This is a genomic window from Pseudaminobacter soli (ex Zhang et al. 2022) (assembly GCF_014595955.1).
Taxonomy (GTDB): domain Bacteria; phylum Pseudomonadota; class Alphaproteobacteria; order Rhizobiales; family Rhizobiaceae; genus Kumtagia; species Kumtagia pseudosoli.
This window is the reverse complement of record NZ_JABVCF010000007.1, coordinates 146628-170448: the sequence shown is the minus strand read 5'-3', so window position 1 is coordinate 170448 and position 23821 is coordinate 146628. Positions and strand designations below refer to the sequence as shown.

26 protein-coding genes are annotated in these 23821 nt (G+C 64.2%); 12 read left to right on the top strand and 14 right to left on the bottom strand.

Going from position 1 to position 23821, the window contains the following annotated elements; translation table 11 throughout:
- Positions 1-57: 57 nt before the first annotated feature.
- A complete protein-coding gene (locus HUI96_RS14645; protein ID WP_188255402.1) occupies positions 58-1227 on the top strand; it encodes a vWA domain-containing protein in 1170 nt (389 codons plus the stop codon).
- Positions 1224-2114, top strand: a complete 891-nt coding sequence (locus HUI96_RS14640) for an amidohydrolase family protein (RefSeq protein WP_188255401.1) — start codon at positions 1224-1226, stop codon at positions 2112-2114. Before HUI96_RS14645 ends, HUI96_RS14640 begins: the two co-directional genes overlap by 4 nt.
- 43 nt (positions 2115-2157) lie before the next feature.
- Here HUI96_RS14640 and fghA read toward each other — a convergent pair whose 3' ends face one another.
- The 6 genes from fghA to rsfS all read right to left on the bottom strand — a co-directional run bounded on the left by fghA (position 2158) and on the right by rsfS (position 8362).
- Positions 2158-2991: an S-formylglutathione hydrolase gene (fghA, locus tag HUI96_RS14635; RefSeq protein WP_188255400.1), complete on the bottom strand. Its 834-nt coding sequence runs from the start codon at positions 2989-2991 to the stop codon at positions 2158-2160.
- Between the two features lie 407 nt (positions 2992-3398).
- Positions 3399-4586, bottom strand: coding sequence for a divergent polysaccharide deacetylase family protein (locus HUI96_RS14630; protein WP_188255399.1), 1188 nt, complete (start codon positions 4584-4586; stop codon positions 3399-3401).
- Between the two features lie 107 nt (positions 4587-4693).
- Positions 4694-6022 carry a S41 family peptidase gene (locus HUI96_RS14625; protein ID WP_188255398.1) on the bottom strand — a complete coding sequence of 443 codons (1329 nt, stop codon included), beginning with the start codon at positions 6020-6022 and terminating at the stop codon, positions 4694-4696.
- Positions 6012-7370, bottom strand: coding sequence for a murein hydrolase activator EnvC family protein (locus tag HUI96_RS14620; protein ID WP_425299221.1), 1359 nt, complete (start codon positions 7368-7370; stop codon positions 6012-6014). Before HUI96_RS14620 ends, HUI96_RS14625 begins: the two co-directional genes overlap by 11 nt.
- A gap of 81 nt (positions 7371-7451) precedes the next feature.
- Positions 7452-7934 carry a 23S rRNA (pseudouridine(1915)-N(3))-methyltransferase RlmH gene (gene rlmH / locus HUI96_RS14615; RefSeq protein WP_188255565.1) on the bottom strand — a complete coding sequence of 161 codons (483 nt, stop codon included), beginning with the start codon at positions 7932-7934 and terminating at the stop codon, positions 7452-7454.
- Positions 7935-7984: 50 nt separating this feature from the next.
- Positions 7985-8362 carry a ribosome silencing factor gene (gene rsfS, locus HUI96_RS14610; RefSeq protein WP_188255397.1) on the bottom strand — a complete coding sequence of 126 codons (378 nt, stop codon included), beginning with the start codon at positions 8360-8362 and terminating at the stop codon, positions 7985-7987.
- A 228-nt stretch (positions 8363-8590) separates the two neighbouring features.
- On the opposite strand from rsfS, the gene HUI96_RS14605 reads away from it, so the two are divergent.
- Complete coding sequence (locus HUI96_RS14605; protein WP_188255396.1) at positions 8591-9400, top strand: mechanosensitive ion channel family protein; 810 nt, start codon at positions 8591-8593, stop codon at positions 9398-9400.
- 15 nt (positions 9401-9415) lie between these two features.
- Here HUI96_RS14605 and HUI96_RS14600 read toward each other — a convergent pair whose 3' ends face one another.
- Positions 9416-10168: a glucose 1-dehydrogenase gene (locus HUI96_RS14600; protein ID WP_188255395.1), complete on the bottom strand. Its 753-nt coding sequence runs from the start codon at positions 10166-10168 to the stop codon at positions 9416-9418.
- A gap of 252 nt (positions 10169-10420) precedes the next feature.
- On the opposite strand from HUI96_RS14600, the gene HUI96_RS14595 reads away from it, so the two are divergent.
- The 7 genes from HUI96_RS14595 (at position 10421) to HUI96_RS14565 (ending at position 15334) form a co-directional block, all read left to right on the top strand.
- Positions 10421-11011, top strand: coding sequence for a L,D-transpeptidase (locus HUI96_RS14595; RefSeq protein ID WP_188255394.1), 591 nt, complete (start codon positions 10421-10423; stop codon positions 11009-11011).
- Between the two features lie 199 nt (positions 11012-11210).
- Entirely contained in the window at positions 11211-11351 is a 141-nt protein-coding gene (locus HUI96_RS14590) for an ABC transporter (RefSeq protein WP_188255393.1), read from the top strand.
- Between the two features lie 158 nt (positions 11352-11509).
- Positions 11510-12112, top strand: a complete 603-nt coding sequence (locus HUI96_RS14585) for a hypothetical protein (RefSeq protein WP_188255392.1) — start codon at positions 11510-11512, stop codon at positions 12110-12112.
- A 79-nt stretch (positions 12113-12191) separates the two neighbouring features.
- Positions 12192-12785, top strand: a complete 594-nt coding sequence (locus HUI96_RS14580; protein ID WP_188255391.1) for a protein-S-isoprenylcysteine O-methyltransferase — start codon at positions 12192-12194, stop codon at positions 12783-12785.
- Positions 12786-12795: 10 nt separating this feature from the next.
- Entirely contained in the window at positions 12796-13569 is a 774-nt protein-coding gene (locus tag HUI96_RS14575) for a hypothetical protein (RefSeq protein WP_188255390.1), read from the top strand.
- Between the two features lie 85 nt (positions 13570-13654).
- The gene (locus HUI96_RS14570; protein ID WP_188255389.1) at positions 13655-14563 is read left to right on the top strand and encodes an SDR family NAD(P)-dependent oxidoreductase; all 909 of its coding nucleotides are present in this window, start codon (positions 13655-13657) and stop codon (positions 14561-14563) included.
- 168 nt (positions 14564-14731) lie between these two features.
- The gene (locus HUI96_RS14565) at positions 14732-15334 is read left to right on the top strand and encodes a TetR/AcrR family transcriptional regulator (protein WP_188255388.1); all 603 of its coding nucleotides are present in this window, start codon (positions 14732-14734) and stop codon (positions 15332-15334) included.
- Positions 15335-15351: 17 nt separating this feature from the next.
- Here HUI96_RS14565 and HUI96_RS14560 read toward each other — a convergent pair whose 3' ends face one another.
- From HUI96_RS14560 to HUI96_RS14530, 7 genes are read right to left on the bottom strand one after another with little or no spacing between them, the layout of a single operon-like run.
- Positions 15352-15924, bottom strand: coding sequence for a cysteine hydrolase family protein (locus HUI96_RS14560; protein WP_188255387.1), 573 nt, complete (start codon positions 15922-15924; stop codon positions 15352-15354).
- Between the two features lie 4 nt (positions 15925-15928).
- Positions 15929-16822, bottom strand: coding sequence for an MBL fold metallo-hydrolase (locus HUI96_RS14555; protein WP_210320176.1), 894 nt, complete (start codon positions 16820-16822; stop codon positions 15929-15931).
- A gap of 13 nt (positions 16823-16835) precedes the next feature.
- A complete protein-coding gene (locus tag HUI96_RS14550; RefSeq protein ID WP_188255386.1) occupies positions 16836-17909 on the bottom strand; it encodes a branched-chain amino acid ABC transporter permease in 1074 nt (357 codons plus the stop codon).
- Positions 17910-17911: 2 nt separating this feature from the next.
- The gene (locus HUI96_RS14545; RefSeq protein ID WP_210320175.1) at positions 17912-18799 is read right to left on the bottom strand and encodes a branched-chain amino acid ABC transporter permease; all 888 of its coding nucleotides are present in this window, start codon (positions 18797-18799) and stop codon (positions 17912-17914) included.
- A complete protein-coding gene (locus HUI96_RS14540; protein WP_188255385.1) occupies positions 18796-19572 on the bottom strand; it encodes an ABC transporter ATP-binding protein in 777 nt (258 codons plus the stop codon). Before HUI96_RS14540 ends, HUI96_RS14545 begins: the two co-directional genes overlap by 4 nt.
- On the bottom strand, positions 19569-20291 hold the full coding sequence (locus HUI96_RS14535) for an ABC transporter ATP-binding protein (protein WP_188255384.1): 723 nt from the start codon (positions 20289-20291) through the stop codon (positions 19569-19571). The genes HUI96_RS14540 and HUI96_RS14535 overlap by 4 nt, the downstream gene beginning before the upstream one ends.
- A gap of 28 nt (positions 20292-20319) precedes the next feature.
- Complete coding sequence (locus HUI96_RS14530) at positions 20320-21495, bottom strand: ABC transporter substrate-binding protein (RefSeq protein WP_188255383.1); 1176 nt, start codon at positions 21493-21495, stop codon at positions 20320-20322.
- A gap of 549 nt (positions 21496-22044) precedes the next feature.
- Between HUI96_RS14530 and HUI96_RS29090 the strand changes: the two genes are divergently transcribed.
- Both HUI96_RS29090 and HUI96_RS14525 read left to right on the top strand, forming a co-directional pair.
- Positions 22045-22461, top strand: a complete 417-nt coding sequence (locus HUI96_RS29090; RefSeq protein WP_210320174.1) for a DUF2231 domain-containing protein — start codon at positions 22045-22047, stop codon at positions 22459-22461.
- Positions 22462-22463: 2 nt separating this feature from the next.
- Positions 22464-23801 carry a PQQ-dependent sugar dehydrogenase gene (locus tag HUI96_RS14525; RefSeq protein WP_237684138.1) on the top strand — a complete coding sequence of 446 codons (1338 nt, stop codon included), beginning with the start codon at positions 22464-22466 and terminating at the stop codon, positions 23799-23801.
- Positions 23802-23821 lie beyond the last annotated feature (20 nt).

The window sequence follows — 23821 nt, the reverse complement described above, 5'->3', positions numbered from 1 at the left end:
GGGAGAATGTCCCGGCAGGGGGATGAGGGGCGGGAGTCTCCGCCTCCGGAGCCAGCGATGCCCCTCACCTGCCTGCCGGCATCCTCTCCCCGCAAGCGGGGAGAGGAACGGCTACCCCCCGCCGCTGCACCCTTCCTTGCCTTCGCTCGGCTGCTGCGCCGGAACGGCTTCACTGTGGCGCCGGAGCAGGCGATCGCATTCATGCAGTCGGTCCAGCTGCTCGGCCCCCGCTCGATGGAGGACATCCGCCAGGCCGCCTATGCAGCGCTCGGACCGGAGCCGGACCATCTTGATGCCTTCGAGGCGCTGTTCCGGGCACATTTCTATGGAGACGTGGCGAGCATCGTCGAGGCGTCGGACGAGGAGGAAACTGCAGTCAAGGACGACAGCGGCGGCGAGCAGCGTGACATCCTGACCAAGAAGGAAGAAGGCGGCGAGCTTGCCTCCTCAGCCGAAGCGCTGAGTACTCGCGATTTCAAGGAGGGCATAGACACCCTCGCCTCTTTCCAACGGGCGCTCGGTTCTGCCCTGCCCTGCCGCCGCTCGTTCCGCTGGATGCGCACCACCTCGCGCGGCCAGTTCGACCTGCGCCGTTCGCTACGCGAGATCGTGCAGGCAGACGGCGACGTGGCCTGGCCGCTGCTGCGCCGCCGCAAGACCGTGCAGCGCAACATCCTGCTGCTGATCGACGTCTCCGGCTCGATGCGGCTCCATACAGCGGACTATCTTCAGCTTGCGCATGCGGTCGTGCAGGGCGCCGACCGCGCCGAGATTTTTACGTTCGGCACCCGGCTCACGCGCATCACGCCGTCGCTGCGGCTGCGCGATCGTGACCGCGCTCTCGCCCGCGCGGCAAGCCTGGTCGAGGACTGGGACGGCGGTACGCGCATCGGCCCGACGCTGCTCGCCTTCCTGTCAGTGCCCCGCTTTGCCGGCTTTGCGCGGAACGCGGCAATCCTCATTCTGTCCGACGGGCTGGAGCGCGGCGATCATGCCGAGATGGAGACGGCGATCCGGCGGCTGAAGGCCTGTGCATTTCGCCTGTCGCTCGCCACGCCGCTCGCCGGCGATCCGCGCTTCAGGCCTCGGACGGCGGCGCTGAAGGCCGTCCTGCCCTATCTGGACGATCTGGTCGACGGCTCGTCCATCGAAAGGCTCACAGCGTTCATCCTGTCGCTCGCCCGCCCCGCTCCGGCTGCCGCGGCGCTCTGGAGGCAACTGTCATGACCGGCAAAGTGATCGACTCGCACTTCCACATTTGGCGGCAGCAGGACCTGCCTTGGCTCTCCGGCCCGATGGTGCCGCGCATCTTCGGCCCCTACGAGCCGATCCGCCGCGACTATCCGATCGAGGAGTTCTTGGCCGACCAGAACGGCTCGGGCGTGACGAAAACCGTCTATGTGCAGACCAACTGGGCGAAGGAGGATTTTGAGAAAGAAGTCGCCTGGGTCCAGCGCACGGCCGAGGAGACCGGCTGGCCGCATGCGATCGTCGGCTATGCCGACATGACGGCCGACGACGTGCGCCCGCAGTTCGACCGGCTGAAGCAGTACCCGCTGCTGCGCGGCGTGCGCATGCAGTTCCACTGGCACGAGACGCCGCAATTCCGCTTCGCCGCCTCGGCCGACCAGGTGATCGACCCGAAGGTGCGCAGGAACGTCGCCCGGCTGAAGGATTATGGCCTCTCCTTCGACCTGCAACTCTTCCCCGGCCAGATGAAGGACGGACTGGCGCTCGTCGGCGAGAATCCGGGGACCGATTTCGTCCTGACCCATACCGGCATGCTGACCGACATGAGGGCCGATACGGTGGAGCGCTGGCGCGAAGGGCTCTCCACGCTTGCCGCCGCACCCAATCTCTACGCAAAACTCTCCGGGCTCGGCACGTTCGCGCACCGCAACGATCCGGTGCTGATCGGCTTCATCTACGACAGCGCGATCGCGATCCTCGGCAGCGAGCGTCTGATGTTCGGCTCGAACTTCCCGATCGAGAAGCTTTGGACCGACCATGCCTCCATGATTGCGGGGCACAGGAGCGCCGCCGCGAGACATGGCCGACGGGCAGAGGCGGACATTTTCTGGAACACGGCGGAGAAGGTGTATCGGCCGGTGTGAGCGGCGGTGTCCCTCCCCTCAAGGGGGAGGGAAACGTCACCGCTCACCCCAACCGCTCGGCGTGCCAGCGCAGATGGTCGTCCATGAAGCTGGAGATGAAGAAATAGGAGTGGTCGTAGCCCTCCTGCATCCGGAGCGTCAGCGGAATGCCGGCCTTTTGGCAGGCCTCCTCGAGCAGCCACGGGCGCAGGCCCTCCTGCAGAAAACCATCCGCCGTGCCCTGGTCAACCAGGAATTCGGGAAAGCGACGGCCGTCCTCGATCAGCGCGCTGGCGTCGTAGGCGCGCCACGCGGCCTCGTCCGGCCCGAGATATTTTTCCAGCGCCGGGCGCGACCAGCCGGCCGTCATCGGCTCCACGATCGGGGCGAAGGCGGTGCAGCTCCGGAAGCGGTCGGGGTTCTTGAGCGCGATGGTGAGCGCGCCGTGCCCGCCCATCGAATGGCCAAAAATGCCCTGCCGGCTCATGTCAGCCGGGAACTCACGGGCGATCAGCGCCGGCAACTCCTCGGTGAGATAGCTGTACATGTGGTAGTTGCGCTTAAAGGGCTCCTGCGTCGCGTCGAGATAAAAGCCGGCCCCGCAGCCGAACTGCCAGTTGTCCTTCTCGTCCGGCACAGTCTCGCCCCGCGGGCTGGTGTCGGGGCAGATCACGATGAGGCCGAGTTCGCTGGCGAGCCGGCGGTACTCGCCTTTCTCCATGACGTTGGCATGGGTGCAGGTAAGCCCCGAGAGGTACCAGAGAACGGGGCGGGGACCCTCATTCGCCTGCGGCGGCACGAAGACCGCAAAGGTCATGTCGCACGCGGTTGTTTCGGACGCATGCGAATAGACGCCCTGCACGCCGCCATGGGACTTCGCGGTGGATACAACCTTCATCAGCCTACCTCTCTGCTCAAATAGGCCCGGCATAGAGGTTGGGGGCGGCCGCCGCAACCCGAAGACAAGCGCCCCGGCCTGGAGCGGGAATCTGGTGCGTCCTTCGAGGCTCGCCTGCCAAGGTGTCCCCCTCCATTCCAACGCTCTGCAGGCTCGCTCCTCAGGATGAGGACCGTTGTGCGAGCAACGCTAACCATCAATGCCGGCGCGGATATACGCGCATCTGAAGATCGGGTCGGGGGAGTGCATGCTTGGGCCACGCTGCCAGACGGTGGTGATTGGCGACTGCAGCCGCCAACCTCCTTTATCCTGAGGTGCTCGCCCCCGGGATGTTTGTGAGCTTCGAAAGACCTCTGCGGGCAAGCCTCGAAGGACGCACCTGTTCATAAGCCTCCGGACATGTCCTGCTACCGCTCCGGATCGATCGCCAGCGCCGAGATCGGCACGATCTCCATACCGCGCTTCCTGGCCTCACTCACCCAGGCCGAGACCGCATCGACGGTCTCGCCGAAGGCGGAGCCGATGCCGATTGCGAAGCCCTTGGCACGCGCGGTGCGCTCGAGCTCATCCAGCTTCTTCATGATCTCGCCGCGTTCCCGATTGGCATCGAGCGTCGCGTCGGCGGCCGCGAAGGGCACCCCGTTCTTCAGTGCCAGCTCCGGCGCGACGCTGCGCGCCGACGAGCCATCGTCAAGGTAGAGCAGGCCGCGCTTGCCGAGGTCGGCGAACAGAGGCTGCATGGCCTCGGCATCCGCGGAGAAGCGGGCGCCCATGAAGTTCATGATGCCGGTGTAATTGGTGGTCCGCGAAAGTGCCCAGTTGAGCTTTCCGACGTTTTCCTGCGCGGACGCTTCGGTTGTGAGCGTGTTTTTGCCGGGGTCCACGTTCGGATAGTCATAGGGCTCGAGCGGCACCTGCATGACGATCTCGTGCCCCTTGCGGCGCGCCGCTTGCATCCAGCGATCGATGCTGTTTCCCTGCGGGGAGAATGCCAGGGTGATTTCTGCCGGCAGCTTCTCGATCGCTGCCTGCGTGCCTGTCTGGGAGATCGCCAGGCCGCCCAGAACGATGGCGACGCGAGCGCCGCGCGCCCCTGACCAAGGCCGGGCATAGACGTCGAACGGCCGCCGGCCGTCGGCCGCGCGGACCGGCAGCGGCCCGGTATCACTCTCCTCGATCAAGTCGCGGTCGGGGAGATGAGCGACCCGGAGGTTCTGTCCGAGAGCCGAGGGATCGCGGATGACGATGGCGCCCTGGCCGGGGTTGTCGCCCGGCTGCACCTTCAGGATTCTTGGCCCGCCGGAAGGCTGGGACGGGGCCTCTGCGGGTGCGTCGCTGGAACCTGCCTCAACAGTTCGAGCCGACGTTGCGTCGCTTTCCGTCCCGTTCTCGGCCGGTTCGACTGTCGCCACTGCGACCGGAGCAGGATGGCGGAACGGCCTTTCGCGCAGCGCGATAGCTGTGGAGCTCCCGAGTATGACGAGCGCGACGACCGTCGAAAGGACCGAGTTAAGAGTGAGATTTAACTTGCGAGAGCCGCGGCCCTTAGTTCCCTGCCCGAGAGGCCGGTCGATCTCCCTATCGTTCAGCGACAAGGCTTGCCCCTCTGCCCGTTTCCCCACTCAGGCAAATTCCGCCGCGCTGAATCGGCGGATACGCTTTGCCGCTCGAGGCGGCGTTTCCGCCGCCTCATTCGCCACTGTTACTGGTTGTTGAGGACGGCCTTGTCCGGGCTCGGCGGGAACGCCGGGTCGGTCTTCACGCCGCGCAGCAGATCGAGCGCATAGTTGAGCTGCACGTCGTCCTTGGCCTCCGGCGGCACATAGGCGGGCGAACCCGAGCCCTCGGAGTTCTCCTCCACGCCCTTGATGTGGCCCTTCAGCTCCGATTCGCCGCGCGACACGTCGGCGCCCTTGAGGTCCTCGGGCAGCGGCTGCTCGACCTTGATGTCCGGCGTGATGCCCTTGCCCTGGATCGATTTGCCGGAGGGCGTGTAGTAGAGCGCCGTGGTCAAGCGCAGCGCACCGCTCTCGCCCAGCGGTATGATGGTCTGCACGGAGCCCTTGCCGAAGGACCGGCTGCCGACAACGGTCGCACGGCGATGGTCCTGCAGCGCGCCGGCCACGATTTCCGAGGCGCTCGCCGAGCCGCCGTTGACCAGCACGATCAGCGGCTTGCCCTGGACATCGTCGCCGGGACGCGCATCGAAGCGCGTCACGTCCTTCGGATCGCGGCCGCGTGTGGAGACGATCTCGCCACGATCGAGGAAGGCGTCGGAGACGCTGACCGCCTGATCGAGCAGGCCGCCGGGATTGAGCCTGAGGTCGAGGACATAGCCCTTCAGCTTGTCGTCCGGCACCGCCTTCTTGATCGCGGCGATGGCGTTCTCGAGATCGTCGTAGGTCTTCTCGGTGAAGGAGGTCACCTTCATGTAGCCGACGTCGTTCTCGACGCGGAACTTCACCGCCTTCACCTTGATCACGTCGCGGACGACGGTGAGGTCGATCGGCTTGTCGGCGCCCTCGCGCAGGATCGTCAGCTTGATCGGCGTGTTGACGAGGCCGCGCATCTTCTCGACTGCCTCGTTGAGGGTCATGCCGCGGACTTCGGTACCGTCGATCTTGGAGATGTAGTCGCCGGCGCGCACACCGGCCTTGGCCGCCGGGGTGTCGTCGATCGGCGTGATTACCTTGACCAACTCATTCTCCATGGTGACCTCGATGCCGAGGCCGCCGAATTCGCCCTTCGTCTGGACGCGCATGTCCTTGGCCGCATCCGGGTTGAGGTAGGACGAATGCGGATCGAGCGAAGTGAGCATGCCATTGATGGCACTCTCGACCAGCGACTTCTCATCGGGGGGCGTCACATACTGGGCGCGCACGCGCTCGAAGATGTCGCCGAAGATGGCGAGTTGCTTGTAGGTGTCGGAACCCGCCGCAATGGCGGCCGTGCCGCCGGAATTGTAAACCAGGCTCATGGCGGACGCACCCATCAGCGCGCCGGCAAACAGAAGCGACAATTTACGAACCATTTCCTGCCCTTCCAGCAACACGTTCCGCCCACCAGGGTGAGGGATCGACGGGTTTTCCATCCTTTCGGAACTCTACATAGAGCTCCGGACCTTTCGCCACAGTGCCAGCCTGGCTGCTCGCCGCCCTGGCCTCGCTCATCGCACCTACCGGCTCACCTGCCATCACGGAACGGCCGAGCGCGACAGTGATTCTGCCCATTCCCGCCAGGACGACATGATAGCCATCGCCAGCGTCGAGGATCAAGAGTTGTCCATATGACCGGAACGGCCCCGCATAGAGCACATTTCCATCGGCAGGAGCCGTGACGATGGCTCCTGATTGTGTCGCAAGCGTGTCTCCCTGCATCACGCCGCCGTTACCGTCCTTGCGCCCGAATCGCCCCTTGAACCTGCCGTTGACGGGCAGCGCCAGTTGGCCCTGAAGAGCCGAGAACGACAGCGAGCCAAGGGCGCGGTTGTTCTCCGGCAGCGCGGCAATCTCCGCCTCGCGCTTGTCCGCCGTCTCTTCGGCGGGCTTCGCCGCCGCGGCCGCGGCGCGGTCCTTGGCTGCCTGATCCTCCAGCGTTGCGATCAGTTCCTTCAGGCTGCCCGCCTTGGCGGCAAGTTCCTCCGCGCGCTTGCGCTCCTGCGCCAGTGCGGCTTCCGTTTCCGCCTGGAACTGCTTCTTGGCCTCCAGCAGCAAAGCGAGACGCTTCTTCTCGGCGAGTTGCTCGGCAACGGAGGCCACCAGACGGCCCTTCTCGGCCTCGATCGAGCCCGTCACCCGCGAGAGTTCGGCCATGTCGGCCATCAGGACCTCGGTCTGCTCACGCAGCTCGGGAACGACGGCGCCCAACAGGATTGCGCTGCGAACCGAAGAGAGCGCGTCCTCCGGTTTCACCAGGATCGCCGGCGGAGGATTCAGCCCCATCCGCTGCAGCGCCGCGAGCACTTCGGCAAGAACGCCCCGCCTTTGCGCAAGGGAGTCGCGTATGGCGTCCCGCTGGCCTTGCAGGACATCCAGCCGGGCGGAGATGTCGTCTATGTCCTCGGACAGCTTCTTCTCGGTCTTGGCCGCCTGGATCAACGCCGCCGTGATCGAAGCGTGGTCGCGCTTGACGCCGGCGATCTCGGCGGACAGCTTTCCGATCCGCTCCTCGGAAAGCTGGACCTCTCGAGTGACGGCCTCGTAGGCGCTTCGGGTGTGATCAAACTCACCCGCGGGATCCTGTGCGTCGGTTGCCTTCGCGCCGGTCGAGACAGCAAGCAGCAGCGCCGCAGCAAAGCTGCGGCTGAGCAGGCCTGCCATGCTTCCGGCCCGTCGTGACATCATCCCCGATAGCTCTTGCACGGTCCAAATACTAGGCAATGGTCGTTAACGAACCATCAACCATAATTGACGCGACCTCTAAACGGCATCTTTGTCCAGAATTTCGCAAGGGTGCCGGACTTACGCACGGTGGTACGGGTGCCCAGAAAGAATCGTCGCGGCTCTGTAGAGTTGCTCAGCCAGCATCACGCGCACGAGTTGGTGCGGCCAGGTGAGCGCACCGAAGGACCAGACCAGTCCCGCCTTGTCGCGCAGGCGCGGGTCGTGCCCGTCCGGCCCGCCGATCGCGAACACGGATGTCCGCTTGCCCTGGTCACGCCATGAGGCGAGATTCTCGGCGAAGGCCTGCGACGTGAGATTGCGTCCGCGCTCGTCGAGCAGCACCAGCACCGCATCGCCAAGCGATGCGCCAGCCAGCCGGTCGGCCTCCTCCCGTATGCGGTCAGGCCCCCTCGCGGCCTGGCTCTCCGGGATTTCGGTCAGGCCGGAGAATTCCAGGCCGACGGCGGGCCCCGCCTTGGCGAAGCGGTCGAGATAGCGTGCGGCCAAATCCTTCTCGGGGCCGGCCTTCATCCGGCCCACGGCATGGATGGCAATCTTCATCATGCTCCGTCCTCCGGCTCACGCCGGTAACGGCGCCACAGCGTCTCAGATCAGTGGATCGTCTCTTCCTCCAGGTCCGGCGCCTGCCACATCTTTTCCAGATTGTAGAACTCGCGGACCTCGGGGCGGAAGATATGCACGATGATGTCGCCCGAATCGATCAGGACCCAGTCCGCGGCGGCGAGGCCCTCTACGCGGGCATTGCCCAAGCCCGCATCCTTCAGCGCCTTCAGCAGTTGGTCTGCCACTGCGGAGACGTGACGATGCGACCGGCCCGACGCCACGACCATATGGTCGCCGAGGCTGGACTTTCCCTGAATATCGATTGAGACGATGTTTTCGGCCTTGGAGTCCTCGAGACTGGCAAGGACTGTTTCGAGGGCGCGGGACACGGAGTCCATTCCGCTCATCCCGGCCGGCGAAGGCATGGGGAATGCCTTCTTCCGTAGTGCTGTTCTCAGCTTCGTTCCTTTCGCGACTAGAACAACGAGTGATCCGCAAATCAGCGGACAAGTCAAAGATAGGCAGAGCTGCGTTAAGGTTTCAAGACATCGCCCTCACCTCTCGTGAACTATCTGCCGCGACACGGGCAGCGGACTTGGAACGCAACACGGCGTCGCGGGTTTCACGCCTTTGAGAACAGGAGGGGTGGCAGGATGGGGAACGAGGTTCAGCGCGCGGTCGCGTTCGTGGGAGACGGTCTCGACACAATCTGGGCTTTGATCATCACCTACTCGCTCTCCGTCGTCGGGGCGATCCTCCTTCTGATCATCGGCTATCTGGCGGCAGGGCTGATCGAACGGGCGATACATGCTGCACTGGGTGGCATCCCGCATTTCGACCGGACCTTGCGCCAGTTCTTCGCCACTGCGGCCCGTTACGGCATCTTGGCGCTGGTGCTGGTCATGGTGCTCGGCCAGTTCGGGGTTCAGACGGCCTCGATCGTCGCGGCCATCGGCGCGGCCGGTCTGGCGATCGGCCTGGCCTTGCAGGGAACCCTTCAGAACATAGCTGCCGGCATCATTCTGCTGGTGCTCAGACCCTTCCAGATCGGCGAGTATGTCGAGGTCGGCGCAGTGGCGGGCGAGATCGAGGAGATCGGACTGTTCGCCACGCGACTGCGTGGTGTGGACGGAATCTACATCCTCGCGCCGAACTCAACCCTCTGGAATCAGCCCGTCCGCAACTTCGACCGCAACGGCCGGCGCCGTAACGACATCGCGGTGACCATCCCGAAGGACATTCCCGCCGCCGATGCGGAACGGATCCTTCTCGATCTCGCCCGCCAGGACGCACGCGTGTTGGCCGAACCACAGCCGAGCGTGCTGTATTCGCAGGTCGGTGGCGCGGCCGCGACGCTCACGCTTCGCTACTGGACGAGGTCGCCGGACTATATCGCCGCGGCGACAGAGCTCAATCAGCGGGTCAGGGCAGCGCTGGAGCGGGGCGCCTTGGCCTTGGCTTAGGAAGGCGTCGCAGGCCTAGTGCGCGGTGTATGCGCCGTCGACGAGATGATAGCTGCCGGTGATGAAGCTTGCCTGGTCCGAGAGCAGAAAGCAGACCAGATTGGCCACTTCCTCGGGGGCTCCGAGCCGGGCCATCGGCTGCATCGCCATCAGGCGGCGGGTCGACGCCTCCTCTGCCTGCTGGGTCCACAGCGGAGTCTCGATCCAGCCGGGGCCGACCGCGTTGATCCGGATTCCGGACCTCGCATATTCCATCGCGGCAGCCTTGGTCAGGCCGACGACCGCATGCTTGGCCGCCGTGTAGGCGGGCGCGGTCGGCAGGCCGACGCTACCGAGAACCGAAGCCATGTTGACGATTGCACCGCCGCCTGCCCGCATGGCAGCGATTTCATGCTTCAAACAGTAGAAGACGCCGTTGAGATTGATGTCCATCAGCCTGTGCCACTCGTCCAGCGGGTAGTCCGCCGTCGCCTTGCGGATGCCGCTGATCCCGGCATTGTTGACGGCAAGGTGCAGCCCTCCCGATTCCTCAACCGCAAATCCGACCAGTTCCTCCACCGCAGCCGGATCGGCGACATCGGCCGCGAAGGGATGGGCCGTGCCTCCCAGCGAACCGATCTCGACGGCGACGCGTTCGGCGGACGCGGGGTCGATGTCGGATACGATTACCGAGGCACCTCGTTGGGCGAGTTGCCTAGCGACGGCGGCGCCGATCCCGGATCCCGCACCCGTCACGATCGCTACTTTTCCTTCGAACTCCGACTTCACGAAATTTTGTCCTTGTAGTTACCAGGCCTGCAAAAATGCGGGGCAGCGGGCCGAAGGCGATGGCCAGGGTATTCGCCGATTGCTAGGTGAACGGGTTAGGGCGAAAAACTGCTCCTGTCACCTCAATGCCGCGAGCGCTGTCGATCTGCGCTCTCGCATACCACCTGGGCAAGAGGCAAGCTTGGCGACCGGGAAGCGATATGTAACATAAAGAACAGCCGGCACGTTTGCCGGATCAGGAGTGGGGACAGCATGAAAAGGTGCAGTATTGCGCGTCGGACCTTCCTGTTGGGTCTCGTCGCCACAAGCGTTTCGGGCTGCGGCTACCCTCTGGCACTTGGAAGCCCCCGCGTTTCCTACACCGTGCGTCGAACCGTCGATCCGAGATACAGGCGGACACGCGTCGCGTATAAGACCGATGAGTCACCGGGAACCATCGTGGTCAACACGGAGGAACGCTATCTCTATGCAGTCGAGCCCGACGGCTGGGCGACGCGATACGGCGTCGGCGTCGGCGAGCAGGGGCTTACGCTCAAGGGCGTAGCCAAGATTGGCAATAAGGCGGAGTGGCCGTCATGGCGGCCGACCGAAAGCATGATGAGGCGTAAGCCGCGTCTTGTGCAATATGCGGACGGCGTGCCCGGCGGCCCGGAGAACCCGCTCGGAGCGCGGGCGCTTTATCTTTATCAGGGCGGACGGGACACCATGTTCCGGCTCCATGGCACAAACGAGCCCTGGACGATCGGAACGGCGGTGTCGAGCGGTTGCGTTCGGTTAACCAACGAGGACATCATCGACCTATATGATCGAACGCCGGTGGGAACCAAAGTGGTGCTCATTTGATTGTAGAACGTTGCCACTTTCTATTGGCAGCCAGCAGAGTATGGGGGAAATCCGCACCGGGTGTCGTTAACCGAATTATAAGTGTGTCCTTCCTGCACTTGGCTTCAGGCACATTCACAGTTAACTTCCGGTTGTCCACTATATTCCGTGGTCACGTGCTTAGATAAACCTATTCCACATCCGGGGAAAGGATTGCTTCATGAGCCGAGTTCTGATTGCAGTAGTTGCCATGGCCGCCGTCGCCAGCCTCAGTGGCTGCGGGACGTGGGACATCGGTAAGGGGAAGGGTAAAGCGCCGCCGCCTGCACCTGTCGTCGAGCAGCCGGTCATCGTCAAGTAAGGCTGACCAAACCACAACGGGGGAAGGGGCGAAATCTCCTCCCCCGTTCGTCCAAGCGATCAGGACGAATTCATGAATATCGACGCCACTAGCGGGGGGCGTGGCGAAGGTGGATTGATTTGTCGGACGGGCTCACTCGAAGTGAAGAGAGCACGCAAATGACATTCAAGGGCGTCCATCGTCTCCTGCTTTTGGTTTTCATGGGACTTGCACTGGCGGGGTGCCAGACCGAAGACACACCGGCCAAGCCGCAATTCGTGTCGACCACTAGCGACAGCAGAAACTCCAACTATTTCATTGAGTTCCGTTCCCGCTATGCGCTCAGCTACGGGCACACCTACGTGGTCTTCGGGCGCACCGACGGATCGGGCCAGATGATCAATCCGGAGGTGGCGGGGCTCCACCCGAAGTCCACGAGCGCTGTCCCCTATGTCATCGGCCACTTCGTTCCCGTCCCGGCCGAGACCGGCTGGAGCGACGGCGATCTCGAGGAACCGTACCGATCGGCAAGCTGGCGCGTGATGCTCAGCCAGGCCGAGTACAACAAGGTCGTCAGGAAGATCCGCGATCTGCAGGCCAACTCGAAATTCTGGCAGGCGGCGCTCTACAACTGCAATGCTTTCACCGGCGACGTCGCCCGCTCGATGGGCTACAGCGTCCCCCCGATTCAGCTCAGGCCGCAGGAGTTCGTCACGAAGCTCCGGGAGATGAACGAAGGTCGCCGCTCGGTTTCACCCAGCCGTGTTCTCACGGCGTCCTAGAGCCGGACACAGTTGATACACTCCGAATTGGTGATACTGATTCGGGGCGAACTGGCCCTCAGGATGTCATGAGACGGGGATGAGCATTTCCACAGCGTTGGCCGCCAAGATCGTCTGGCTGCTCGGCATCGTTGCCTGGTACGTCATCCGCTACCCGTTCGAGCGCCGGGCCAAGCGCGTGCGCGTCGTCACTGACCGTCGCTCGCTGCTCGACAGGGTCGGGCTCGTGTCAGCCGTGCTCGGCATGGCGGTTCTGCCCGCGATCTACGTTTTCACCGGCTTTCCCGATACTGCCGACTATCCGGCCAGATGGTGGGCTGTCGTGCTCGGCGCTGCGATCGTAGTCGCCGGGCTTTGGACCTTTCGCCGGTCGCATAAGGAACTCGGCCGCAACTGGTCCATCACCCTGGAGATCCGCGACGAGCACCGCCTCATCTCCAGCGGGCCCTACGCGCTGGTCCGCCACCCCATGTACACCTCGTTCTTCCTGATCGCTCTCGGCCAGTTGTTTCTCCTGCCGAACTGGTTCGCCGGGCCGATCGGCCTGGTGGGCTTTGCCGTCCTGTTCTTTGTGCGCGTGGCGAAGGAAGAGAGGATGATGCTGGAGACCTTCGGGCCACAGTACACTACCTACATGGGACGAACGAAGCGCCTGATCCCCTACATCTATTGAAGGCTGAAGCATGCGAGGCCGACCTCTGAAGCTCTCGGCGCCCCGGCGCCTCGTCAGCGACCTGATGCACTTTTCGATCGGGATTCCGAGGGTCACCGTGCAGCGCCGGATGAACCTCGGTCCCCTGATCCGCGCCCGGGCGGCCCTGCACCCGCGGCCTTCCTGGACGGTACTTTTCCTCAAGGGATACGGGCTCCTCTCCGCCGCCACCCCGGAACTCCGGCGCGCCTGGGTGAAACTGCCGCGGCCGCAACTCTACGAATATCCGCAGAGCGTCGGCTCGATCGCCTTCGAGCGCGAGCACGAGGGGGAGCAGGCCGTGATGCTCGGGCTCATCAAGGGGCCGGAAGAACACTCCATCCCCGAGCTGTCGGCCTGGGTCGAAAAGATGCGCTCGCGGCCGGTAATGGAGGTGAAGGAGTTCCGCCGCGCTCTGAAGACAGCCCGCCTGCCGGCGCCGCTCAGGCGCGTGATGATGTGGCTCGGCCTCAACATCGGACGGCAGCGGGCGAACTATTTTGGCACGTTCCAGTTCTCCGTCTACTCGGCGCTTGGCGCGGAATCGCTCAATCCGCTCACGCCGCTCACCACCCTCCTCAATTACGGCCCGATGGACGAGGACGGTTACGTGAACGTCCGCATCCTCTACGATCACCGGGTCATGGACGGCGCCAATGTCGCGCGGGCGCTGGGCCGCTTTGAGGACATCCTGAACGGCGAGGTGGCCGAGGAGTTACGCAGCCTCGCCCAGGCCGCCCGTGCCGAAGCGGCGCGGCGGCTCTAGCCTCTTCTCACCGGCCATTTCTTGACTGGCTTGGCCAATCGCTCCACCAGGTTCATGTCCAACCGTCGCCGCCCGGAAATCGCCCGTGAGAGATGAACCGCTTCAATCCCGAGACGCCAGTTCCAGGCCACCAACTCGGCCTGCCACGGTCGTAACCGGCGCGTCCTCGGGCATCGGCAGGGCGCTCGCACAGGTCATCGCGCGCGAAGGCGGCCCCATCGTCCTCATAGGACGGTCGCCCGAGGGGTTGAGCGCTGCGGCCGCGGAGGTACGCAAGGCCGGCGGCGAGCCGTTCGTGCTCGAGCTCGATCTTTCTTTAATCGATGCACCGCAGAAAATCGAAGACTTCGTGGCCGCACACGGCCTCTTTTGCGACGTTCTCGTCAACAGCGCCGGCTATGGCCTGAGAGGCGCGGCCGCGACGCTTCCGATCGAGGATCAACTCGGCATCGTCGACCTCAACATCCGCGCGCTCACCGATCTGACGCTGCGCCTCATTTCGGGAATGGCAGCGCGCAGGCGCGGCGGAGTCATCAACCTGAGTTCCGTGGCAGGCGCGCTGCCCGGGCCGTACATGGCGCTCTACTACGCCAGCAAGGCGTTCGTGCGCTCCTTTTCGCTGGCGCTGCACCAGGAACTGGCGCCGAGCGGCGTGACTGTCACCTGCGTCGCCCCCGGGCCCGTGCGCACCCGGTTTCTGGACCGCGCGGGGGCGGGCACGGCGGGGCTCTTCAGGATCCTGCCCGAACTCGATGCCGATGACGTGGCCGAGCAGGCATGGCGCGGCTTCAAGTCCGGCAAGCGGCTGATCGTCCCGGGAATCTCGGCCAAGCTGACGACGCTCGCCGCATCGCTGATCCCTTCCGCCGCCATGCTGCCGCTGGTCGGGCGGCTGCAACTCAAGGGTGGCGACCCGTGCCCCTGCGGCTCTGGCAAGAAGTTTAGGAAATGTTGCGGGGCGTCCCGATTTCAGCGTCGACGCAGCGCTTCGTGATGGACTCACGATCGTTTTAATTCGCCTTCAGCACTGAGCGACCGCCCCGTGGCTTTTGCTGTTGTCTCGTCTTCCGTGCTGCGTCGGGCGCTGTGCGTTGCATGTGGCGAATAGTTCGGCGATACGGAGATGGAGCGAGCACCACGAATCCACTCGACGGATGCATCCATGGTTCAGGTGAAGAAGGCGGAGGTCCGGGACGCGATTCTAGAAGCGGCAGCTCGGCTCTTTGAAGAGAAGGGCTATGTCGGCACCTCGATCAGCGAGATCGGCCAGACCGCCGGCGTGGCGTCGTCGGGCATCTACATCTACTTCGGCTCCAAGCTCGATCTCTTCTATACGATCTTCAGCCCATGGCTGATGGAACGGCTCGATCGGCTTGACAGGGAGCTGAAGGCGGTCGACGGCCATCGCAACAAGGTGCGCCGGATCGTGGACACGCTCTGGGTCGAAATCCCCAACGAGTCGAATTTCTTCGCCAACAACCTGATGCAGGCCGTCTCAACGGTCACCAAGGCGGATCATTACAATGGCGACCTGCTCGAATGGTGCGAGCAGCGGGTCGCCGGCATGCTGCGAGAGGCGGCGCCGAGGGCCAGCCGGCGCGTGGATTATGTGAGCCTCGCCCACATCCTCTTCATGTCCTTCAACGGCTTTGTCGCTGGAGCCTATCTCGGCGTACGCGGCGACAAGGCGGACCCCGCCATCGAGGCGATGACCGACCTGATCGTGGCTGCGTCGGCCCCGACCCTTGTTCCACTTCGGTCCTGACGGGCGGCTCGCGCCGGCTACACGGCCTCGCTCGAATCGACGACATCCGCCAGCATCGCCATGGCCGCAAAGGATGCCTCCGCGGCCTTTGGATTGGCGGAACCGCAGCAATCCCGCAGCATGGTGACGGCATAGCCGAGGTCGGCTGCATGGCGCACCGTATGTTCCACTGAATACTGCGTGGCCAGCCCCATCACCGCCACCTCGCGAATTCCCCGCTCCTCCAGCATCCTTTCGAGCCCGGTCCCCTGAAATGCATTGTTCCAGCGGTGCGTAAGCAGGACGTCGTCGCGCACCGGCTCGAAACCCTCCATGGCGGCGGCGCCCCAGGAACCTTCCTTTACCGCCCCCAGGGTCTCGACCGCACGAAAAAGCGAGCAGTTCCGGGGCAGGTCCGAATAGTCCGGCGCAAACGCGATATGGACATGCACGATCATCCACCCGCTTGCGCGCGCCTTGGCGATCGTGTCCCGGCAGCGGCTCAGGAAGCTGTCCGCATCGCCCGACGAGCGGTCGACCGCGAATGGAACGCGCCCGTCCGGGTGACAGATGTCGTTCTGGAAGTGAAGCGCGATGAGCGCCCTCGCCATGCGCTCAGCCCTTGTCCGCAAAGTACCTGATCGCGAAATCGATCCACTCCGGCGAATCCCAGTCCGGGTGCTCCGCCCGTACCTGCGGGGCGAGCGTGGCGAGAATCTTGTCCACGCTCTCGCCGGCAGCCGTGCGTTCCGCGACCCGCGTCTTCAGATCGAGAATATAATAACGCACCTGATGCAGGATCTCTGCCCCTCCGACGGAGCCGTGTCCCGGAACGACGATCGCGGGCCTTGTCGCTTCTAGATCCTCAAGCACCCGCGCCCAGTTGTCGGCGTCCAGGTCGGCATCGCCAGGCGGAAACCAGGGGAAGATGGGAAAGATGCGCTCCTCGGCGAGATCGCCGGTGAATACCACTTTGGCGTCGGGCACCGTCACCACCTGATCGCCGCGCGTATGCGCGAGCCCGAAGGTGCTCAATTCGACGACGCGGCCGCCGAGGTCCAGCCGCTTCGTCGCCTCCGCATAGGTTTCGTCGGGATCGACCAGAACAATGTCCTCCAGTGCAGCCGCCACACCCGGCCCGAACGTCCGGAACATGCTGAGATAGGCCTCTCCCTTGGCCGCGAGTTCGTCGCGCTGCGCCGTGTTGTAGAGGATGGTGGCCCTGCCCTTGAATTCCTGCGCACCGAAGCCGTGCTCGGGGTGGAAATGCGTCAGCGTCAGGATAAGGCGGCGGCCAGCGGCAATTCGCACCGCGGCTTCATAGACTCGGCGCCCGTTCTCTGGTCCCATGCCGGTGTCGACGACCAGCACCGCCTCGTCTCCCGTGACGATCCCGATGTTGGGGACCAGAGGGACGCGGCGGTCGGAGATGACGTAGACACCCTTGGCGACCTCGGACATCGCTGACGGGTCGACCATCGGTGCGGGCGGGCTGGAATTGTCGTTCATGCGGTTCCCCGGGTCAGGAGTTGTGGCCGTCGGCGGCCGGTTGCGAGAGTTTCAGCTCTTTGGGTCCACGTGCCCAGGCGAGTTCGCGCCCGCCCGAAATGCCTTTCGGCCTGAAGAGGATGATAGCGAGCATGAGAAGCGCGAGGACGGCGTCCCCGAGCCCGGCAGGCGCCGCGATGACTGTCGTGCCGATCGGGACACCGACCTCGATCTGGCGCAGCAACTCAGTCAGCGCGGTGATGACCAGCGCTCCGCTGACGGCGCCGGTCAGGCTGCCGGTGCCGCCGATGACAAGCATGGCGATGATCAGGAAGGTAAGGTCCAGATAGAAGGTCTCGACCCGGACGGTACCAAGAAAGTGCGCCAGGAGCACGCCGGCGATGCCCGACAGGAAGGCGCTGATCACGAAGGCGAGGAAGCGGTTCCAGACCACGTTGACACCGCTGGCCGCCGCGGCAACCTCATCCTCTCGCGAGGCCCGCAGCAGCAGGCCCGATCGCGATTCCTGGTGGAAGAAGGCGATGACGATCGCGACCACGGCCCAGACCGTGGCCGTCCAGATCCCAACATAGATCGGCAGTCCCATCAGCGAGTTCTGGCCGCCGGTGACCGACGTCCAGTTGCCGAGCACGACGTAGCTTACTACCAGGATCGCAAAGGTCGCGATGCTGGCGGAAATGCCCGATAGCCGCATCAGCGGGAAGCCGGCGACAGCTCCGACGAGGGCGGCCGCCGCACCTCCGGCAAATGCGCCGGCGGCAACCGGCAGTTCGGCAGCCGCTAGGAATGGCGGCAGGTCGGGAAGGAAGACGCCCTTGGCCGCCGGGGCCATGGTCAGGAGGGCCGAGACGTAAGCGCCGATCCCCATGAAGGCGACGTTGCCGAAGGACAGCACACCCGAATTGCCGACGAACACGTAGAGGCCGACGACGGCGACCAGATTGATGAGGCCCTGGGTAATGCGGCGCTGCACGACAGCCGGCGCGAGTTCGGCCGCGCCCGCAACCAGGAGCACGACCGCGACCAGCATCAGCAGCGGCGCCAGACGCGCGACCCTTCCTTCATCCCGGCCTTTCGGAACCGCCATCATCACACCCGCGCTTTTAGACCGGGAGCCGGGATGAGGCCCTGAGGCCTCAGCAGCAGGACCAGCGCCACCGCGACGAACAGGAAGACCTCGCGGAACACGCGAAGCTCGGCAGGCAAGAGCGTCTGCAGGAGTATCGTCGCGGCGCCGACGAGAAATCCTCCCAGTGCTGCGCCCGGCAAGCTGCCCAGCCCGCCGATCACGCTGCCGACAAAGGCGATGACGACGAGTTGCAGGCCCATGCGCGGCTGGACCAGGCCTGTCTGCGCGACGAACAGGCAGGCGACGGCGGCCGCAAGGATGCCGCTCATTGCGAACGCGACGGCAATGACGCGGTTGGCACGGACGCCCAGCACCTGCGCCATGCGGAAGTTCTCGGCCGCCGCCCGCATTTCAAGCCCGAGCTTGGTCGACCGCAGGAACCAGGTCGTCGCGATGAGGAGCGCGCCACTGACGGCGATCGTCACGATCTGCAGCAATTGCAGCCTCACGCCTGCGACCTCGATCTGCCGCGCGAGCTCCGGAAGGAAGTCGACGCCCTTGGGCCTCGATCCGACGAGCATGATCATGGTCTTTTCGATGAAGAAGCTGAGCGCGAAGGAGGCGATCAGCAGTGTCGCGGGATCAGCGTCCCGCAGCGGACGGAACACCACTCTTTCGGTGCCGAGCGCCAGCAGGATGGCGACAACCGCCGCTGCAGCGATGGCGAGCGGCACGGATTGGCTGAAGAGGACCAGGATCGCATAGCCGGCCATCATGATCAGTTGCGCGTGCGCGAAATTGATCAGCCGCATCACGCCGAAGATCAACCCGATCCCCAGCGCAGTGAGTGCATAGAGGCCGCCGACGCTGACGACATCGACCAAGGTTTGCAGCACCCGCTCGATCATGCCGGCGCTCCGCGGTCGGCATAGGCTGCCCCAAAATAGGCTGCGTCGAAATTCGTGTCGGCTGCTATCGCGTCAGGCGCACCGGAAAGCTGGATGGCTCCATGGCCGAATATCGAGACGCGGTCGGCCAGTCCGAAAGCGCGCGTGGCGTTCTGCTCGACCACGAGCAGGGCGACGCCCTGCTGCTTGATGTCGGCGAGAAGTTCGTAGACCCCGTCGACGACCATCGGCGCGAGCCCGAGCGACGGCTCGTCGAGCATGAGCAGTCTCGGACGCGAGAGCATGGCGCGGGCGATCGCAAGCATCTGCTGTTCGCCGCCGGAGAGCTGGCCGGCGTGTTGGCTGCGCCTCTGGCCAAGTATGGGAAAGCGCTGGAAAATCTCGTCGATGTCCGGCGCGATGCGGTCGTCCTTGCGCGGCGTGGCGCCCAGTCTCAGGTTCTCAGCCACGGTCAGGCTGCCGAAGATGTTGCGCCCCTCAGGAACCAGCGCCACGCCTGACCGCACGACGTCGGCAAGGCCGATACGGGCAACGTCCAGACCGTCAAGCACGACCTTGCCAGCGGCAGGCCGCACGAGGCCGGCGATCGCCGAGACGAGGGAGGTCTTCCCAGCCCCATTCGGACCGATGATCGCGACGCATTCGCCCGCGCCGATTTCGAGATCGACGCCCCGCAATGCCGTAATCGGACCGTAACGAACGACCAGTCCCTGCACGCTGACGAGGGCACGGCGGTCGGGTTTGGCCTCCAAGACTGGGCCTGCCCCGATCATCCGAGTTCCTTCCCGCCCAGATATGCGGCACGGACGGCCTGGTCGGCCCTCACGGCCTCGGGCGTGCCGATCGCGATGGTCTTGCCGCTGCCGATGACGTGGACACGATCGCAGAGGCTCATCACCAGCGCCATGTTGTGTTCTATGACCAGGATCCCGCAGCCATAACGATCCCGCAAGGCAAGGATCGTCTGGCGCAGTTCCTCCGCTTCCGCAGCGGCCAAACCCGCCGCCGGCTCGTCGAGCAGCAGGAACCGCGGCTCGAGTGCGAGCGCCCGCGCCAGTCCGGCTCTTCGTTCCTCGCCGTAGCTCAGTGCATTGGCAGGATGGTGGGCCTTGTGGTGGAGGTTGAGTTCCTTCAGCAGGGAGAGCGCCCTCTCCCGGGCCTGCTGCCGTCCCGATCCGCGGCTGACGAAGCCGACCTCGACGTTTTCCGAGAGCGTCATTCCCCTGAACAGGCGCACGGACTGAAAGCTGCGCACGATGCCGCTTCTCGCGAAGCTGCTTGCCGGCGACCCAGCCATGGATCTCTCGCCCAGTCTGAGCGATCCCCTGGCGATGGCCTGGAATCCTGCGAGCACATTCACGAGAGTGGTCTTGCCGGCGCCGTTGGGACCGATCAGGCCAAGCACCTCGCCCGGCGAGATGGCGATCGACACGTCGTCGATCGCCACCAGTCCGCCAAAGCGCACGGTGACGTGCTCGGCCGCAAGGTCCAAAGCCTGTCCCTCCCTGACGAACGGTGCCTCAGAACTCCGGGTATTTTTCCACCGAGAACCTGCCCTCCGCAGCGAACTTCCCGTCCTTGACGCCGATGATCGCCATCGGGCGGGTAGCCTCGATATGTCGTTCGGCCGTCCATGTGGTCGGGCCGACCACCAGCGGTTCCTTGTCGAAGGTGTCCAGGATCGCGGCGACCTTGTCGCCGTCAAGCGATCCAGCCTTGTTCGCCGCGATCGCCCACGCCTGGACTGCCGAGTATCCACGCAGGCCGTAGGACACGTCCGCCTTCTTGCCGAACTTCTTCTCGAACCGCTCGAAGAAGGCATTCACCTCCGCGCTCGGATCGTCGCCGTATTTCGACCCGTAGTTGACGACATAGAAATTGCTGAGGCCCGGCACGCTGCCGATCCAGTAGTCGCCGTCCATGGACTCGCCGGTCAGCACGGCGGCATCAATCCCGGCGGCGCGCATCTGCCGGATGGCGCTCGGACCGCCTGGAGCATAGGAACAGAGGAAGACCAGGTCCGGCTTCTCCGCCAAGCTCGTACTGCGAGTGACCTGCGATGCGATCGAAGGATCGCCATTGAGGAAAGTGTCCTCTCCGAGGAGGGCACCCGCCCCGGCAATTTCCTTCCAGCGCTCGGCGAAGCTGCCGCACAGCGACTTCGTGTAGGAGATCGTGTTGTCGAGTAGGACATAGGCCTTGCGCCAGCCCTTCTCCTTGTAGGCCCACTCGGCCATCAGCGCGCCTTGCGCCTGTCCGGCGTTCGACACCGAATAGGCAAGCGGCCCAATGCCTTTTGCACCGAACTTCGGATCCGATGCCGCCGAGAAGGCAACGACATTCTTCTGCTGGGCAATGAACGCGCCCGGAGCGCCGAAATCGAAGTCGGACGGGAAAAGGATCGCCTTGGCACCCTTGTCGATGACGTCGATCGCCCCGTCGGCCCCCAGCGGGGGTTCCGATTTATTGTCGAATTCGACGATCTCGATCGGCTGGCCCAGCACCCCTCCCGCCGCATTGATGTTTTCGACTGCAAGCTTTGCTCCGGCAATCGTATCGGCGTCGATCGGCTGGAACCAGCCGCTGAAGGACATCACCAGGCCGAAGACAGGCTTGTCAGCCGCTGCTGAAGGCAAGGCAAAAACCATGGCTGCAGCCGAAAAGGCCGCCGCCTTCATCATTCCCGTGGTTTTCATTGTGGGCTCCCATTCCCCTCGATACGCTCGGCGGCACGTTCCTCTCATGCCTTCGGGCGGCGGCGTTCAGCCAAAACGAAACGCTAATCGCTTTTGATCAGGATGCAAGTGCTTCTTCGGCGGCGAAAGGCAAAATCACAGTCACGCAATGCACTCCTCTTTGAGGAAGTGAATTGTTCTGCAGCGATCATCTCAATCCTGCTGTGGCACGGCCCAATTGTCATGATCCGATATCGTCGCCGCTTTCACACAGCATCATCCAGCAAGCTGGCATCGACATAAATGGACCCCAATCCAGGCAACCCGCTACGACAAGACTGCAAGATCCTGGCTCGCCTTCGTCAGTTTCGACTCGGCTAAGATGTGGATGCCTGTGACAACGAACCTAGAAGCCCACATCCCGACCAAGGGCTGAGTTGAAAGCGTGCCGCGAGGGTTTGGCCTGCCGGTCACGGGAACCCACTAAAAACCCGTGCTCTGGATTCTTCCGAACACCACGTTAGTTACATGTGGTGCCGGCAGAGCTGCCGGCTTGAGAAGGAGCCCGACATGGTCGCCGTATCCGATCCAGCGCCCGTGAGATCACTCCACCCGCTTCACGCGATCCTTCTCGCTTTTCCGTTTCCGCTGTTCCTCGGCGCTCTGGTCAGCGACATCACCTACTGGAACACCTTCCAGGTTCAGTGGGCGAATTTCTCCTCATGGCTGATCGCCGGAGGACTGCTGGGCGGCGGCTTTGCCATGCTTTGGGCGCTGATCGACCTGCTACGGTTCCGGACGGGGCGGACCTTCTTATATTTCATCGTGTTGCTGGCCGTGTGGGTGCTCGGCTTCGTCAACGCCCTCGTGCACGCGAAGGATGCCTGGGCGATTATGCCGGAAAGCCTATATCTGTCCTTGGTCACGACGCTCCTTGCGCTCGTTGCGGCATGGATCGGTTATTCGGGCTTCCGCTCATGGAGGTGACCATGATCCGCCCCTTCCTTCTGCTTGTCGCCTGCGCTGCTATCCTCTCCGGCTGCAGCGACGAGGCCGCTTCTCCGCTGCAATTTGGTGCCGACCCGAACCTGCCCGCACCACGGCGAGGCCTCCTGCCCGATATGACGATCGCGCTTCCGGCTGATCGGGGCGAAGAGCTCCCAACGGTGCCGCAGGGGTTCAAGATCCAGCCCATCGCCACCGGTCTCGCGATACCCCGTCAGACGCTGGTCCTTCCGAATGGAGACATACTGGTGGCGGAGGGCTCCGGCGGCAGCGCGCCGGCATTGCGTCCCAAGGATCTCATCGCGAACCGCATCAAGTCGATGGGCAAGACCAATGCGAAAGGCGGCAACCGCTTGACGCTGCTGCGTGACACTGACGGCGATGGAACCTACGAGACGCGGAGCATCTTCGCGGACAATCTCAATGCGCCCTATGGCCTCGCATTCGTGAACGGGGCCATCTACGTGGCCAACCAGGATGCAGTTGTCCGCTTCGATTACCGCGACGGTGAGACCCAGGCGAGCGGACCGCCGGTGAAGGTCACCGACTTGCCCTCGGCGATCAATCATCATTGGACCAAGGCAATGACGGCCAGCGCCGACGGCCGCTTCCTCTACGTAGGCATTGGATCCAACAGCAATATCACCGAACGCGGGATGGACGCGGAGAATGACCGGGCGATGGTGTGGCAGATCGATGCCCAGTCGGGAGCGCACAAGCCTTATGCGACTGGTCTTCGCAATCCCACTGCGCTCGCCATTCAGCCGGGAACCGGCCAACTCTGGGCCGTTGTGAATGAGCGCGACGAGATCGGTCCCAACCTGGTTCCGGACTACCTGACTTCAGTGCGGGAGGGCGCCTTCTACGGTTGGCCTTACAGCTATTGGGGCCAGAACGTCGATCCCCGCGCGCAACCGCAGAATCCCGAAAAGGTGGCCTCCGCGATCCGCCCCGACTACAGCCTCGGCTCGCATGTCGCGGCCCTTGGCCTGGCGTTCTCGGCCCCTGTCATGGGCGCGGATTTTGCGGACGGCGTATTCGTCGGCGAACATGGCAGTTGGAACCGCAACCCGGCTGTCGGCTACAAGGTGGTGTTCGTACCGTTCCGTGACGGCAGGCCCGCTGGCGATCCGATCGATTTCGCCACCGGTTTCCTAACTGAAGATGGCAAGGCGCGCGGACGGCCGGTCGGCGTGACGCTGGACCCGCGCGGCGCGCTGATCGTTGCCGACGATCTGGCAAACACGGTGTGGCGGATATCGGCCAGCCAGCCGGCGTCGGTGTCCGCTACAGGGCAAAGCGAGCCTCCGGAAACCCGCTGACCTTCGCAGGAAAATGAGCT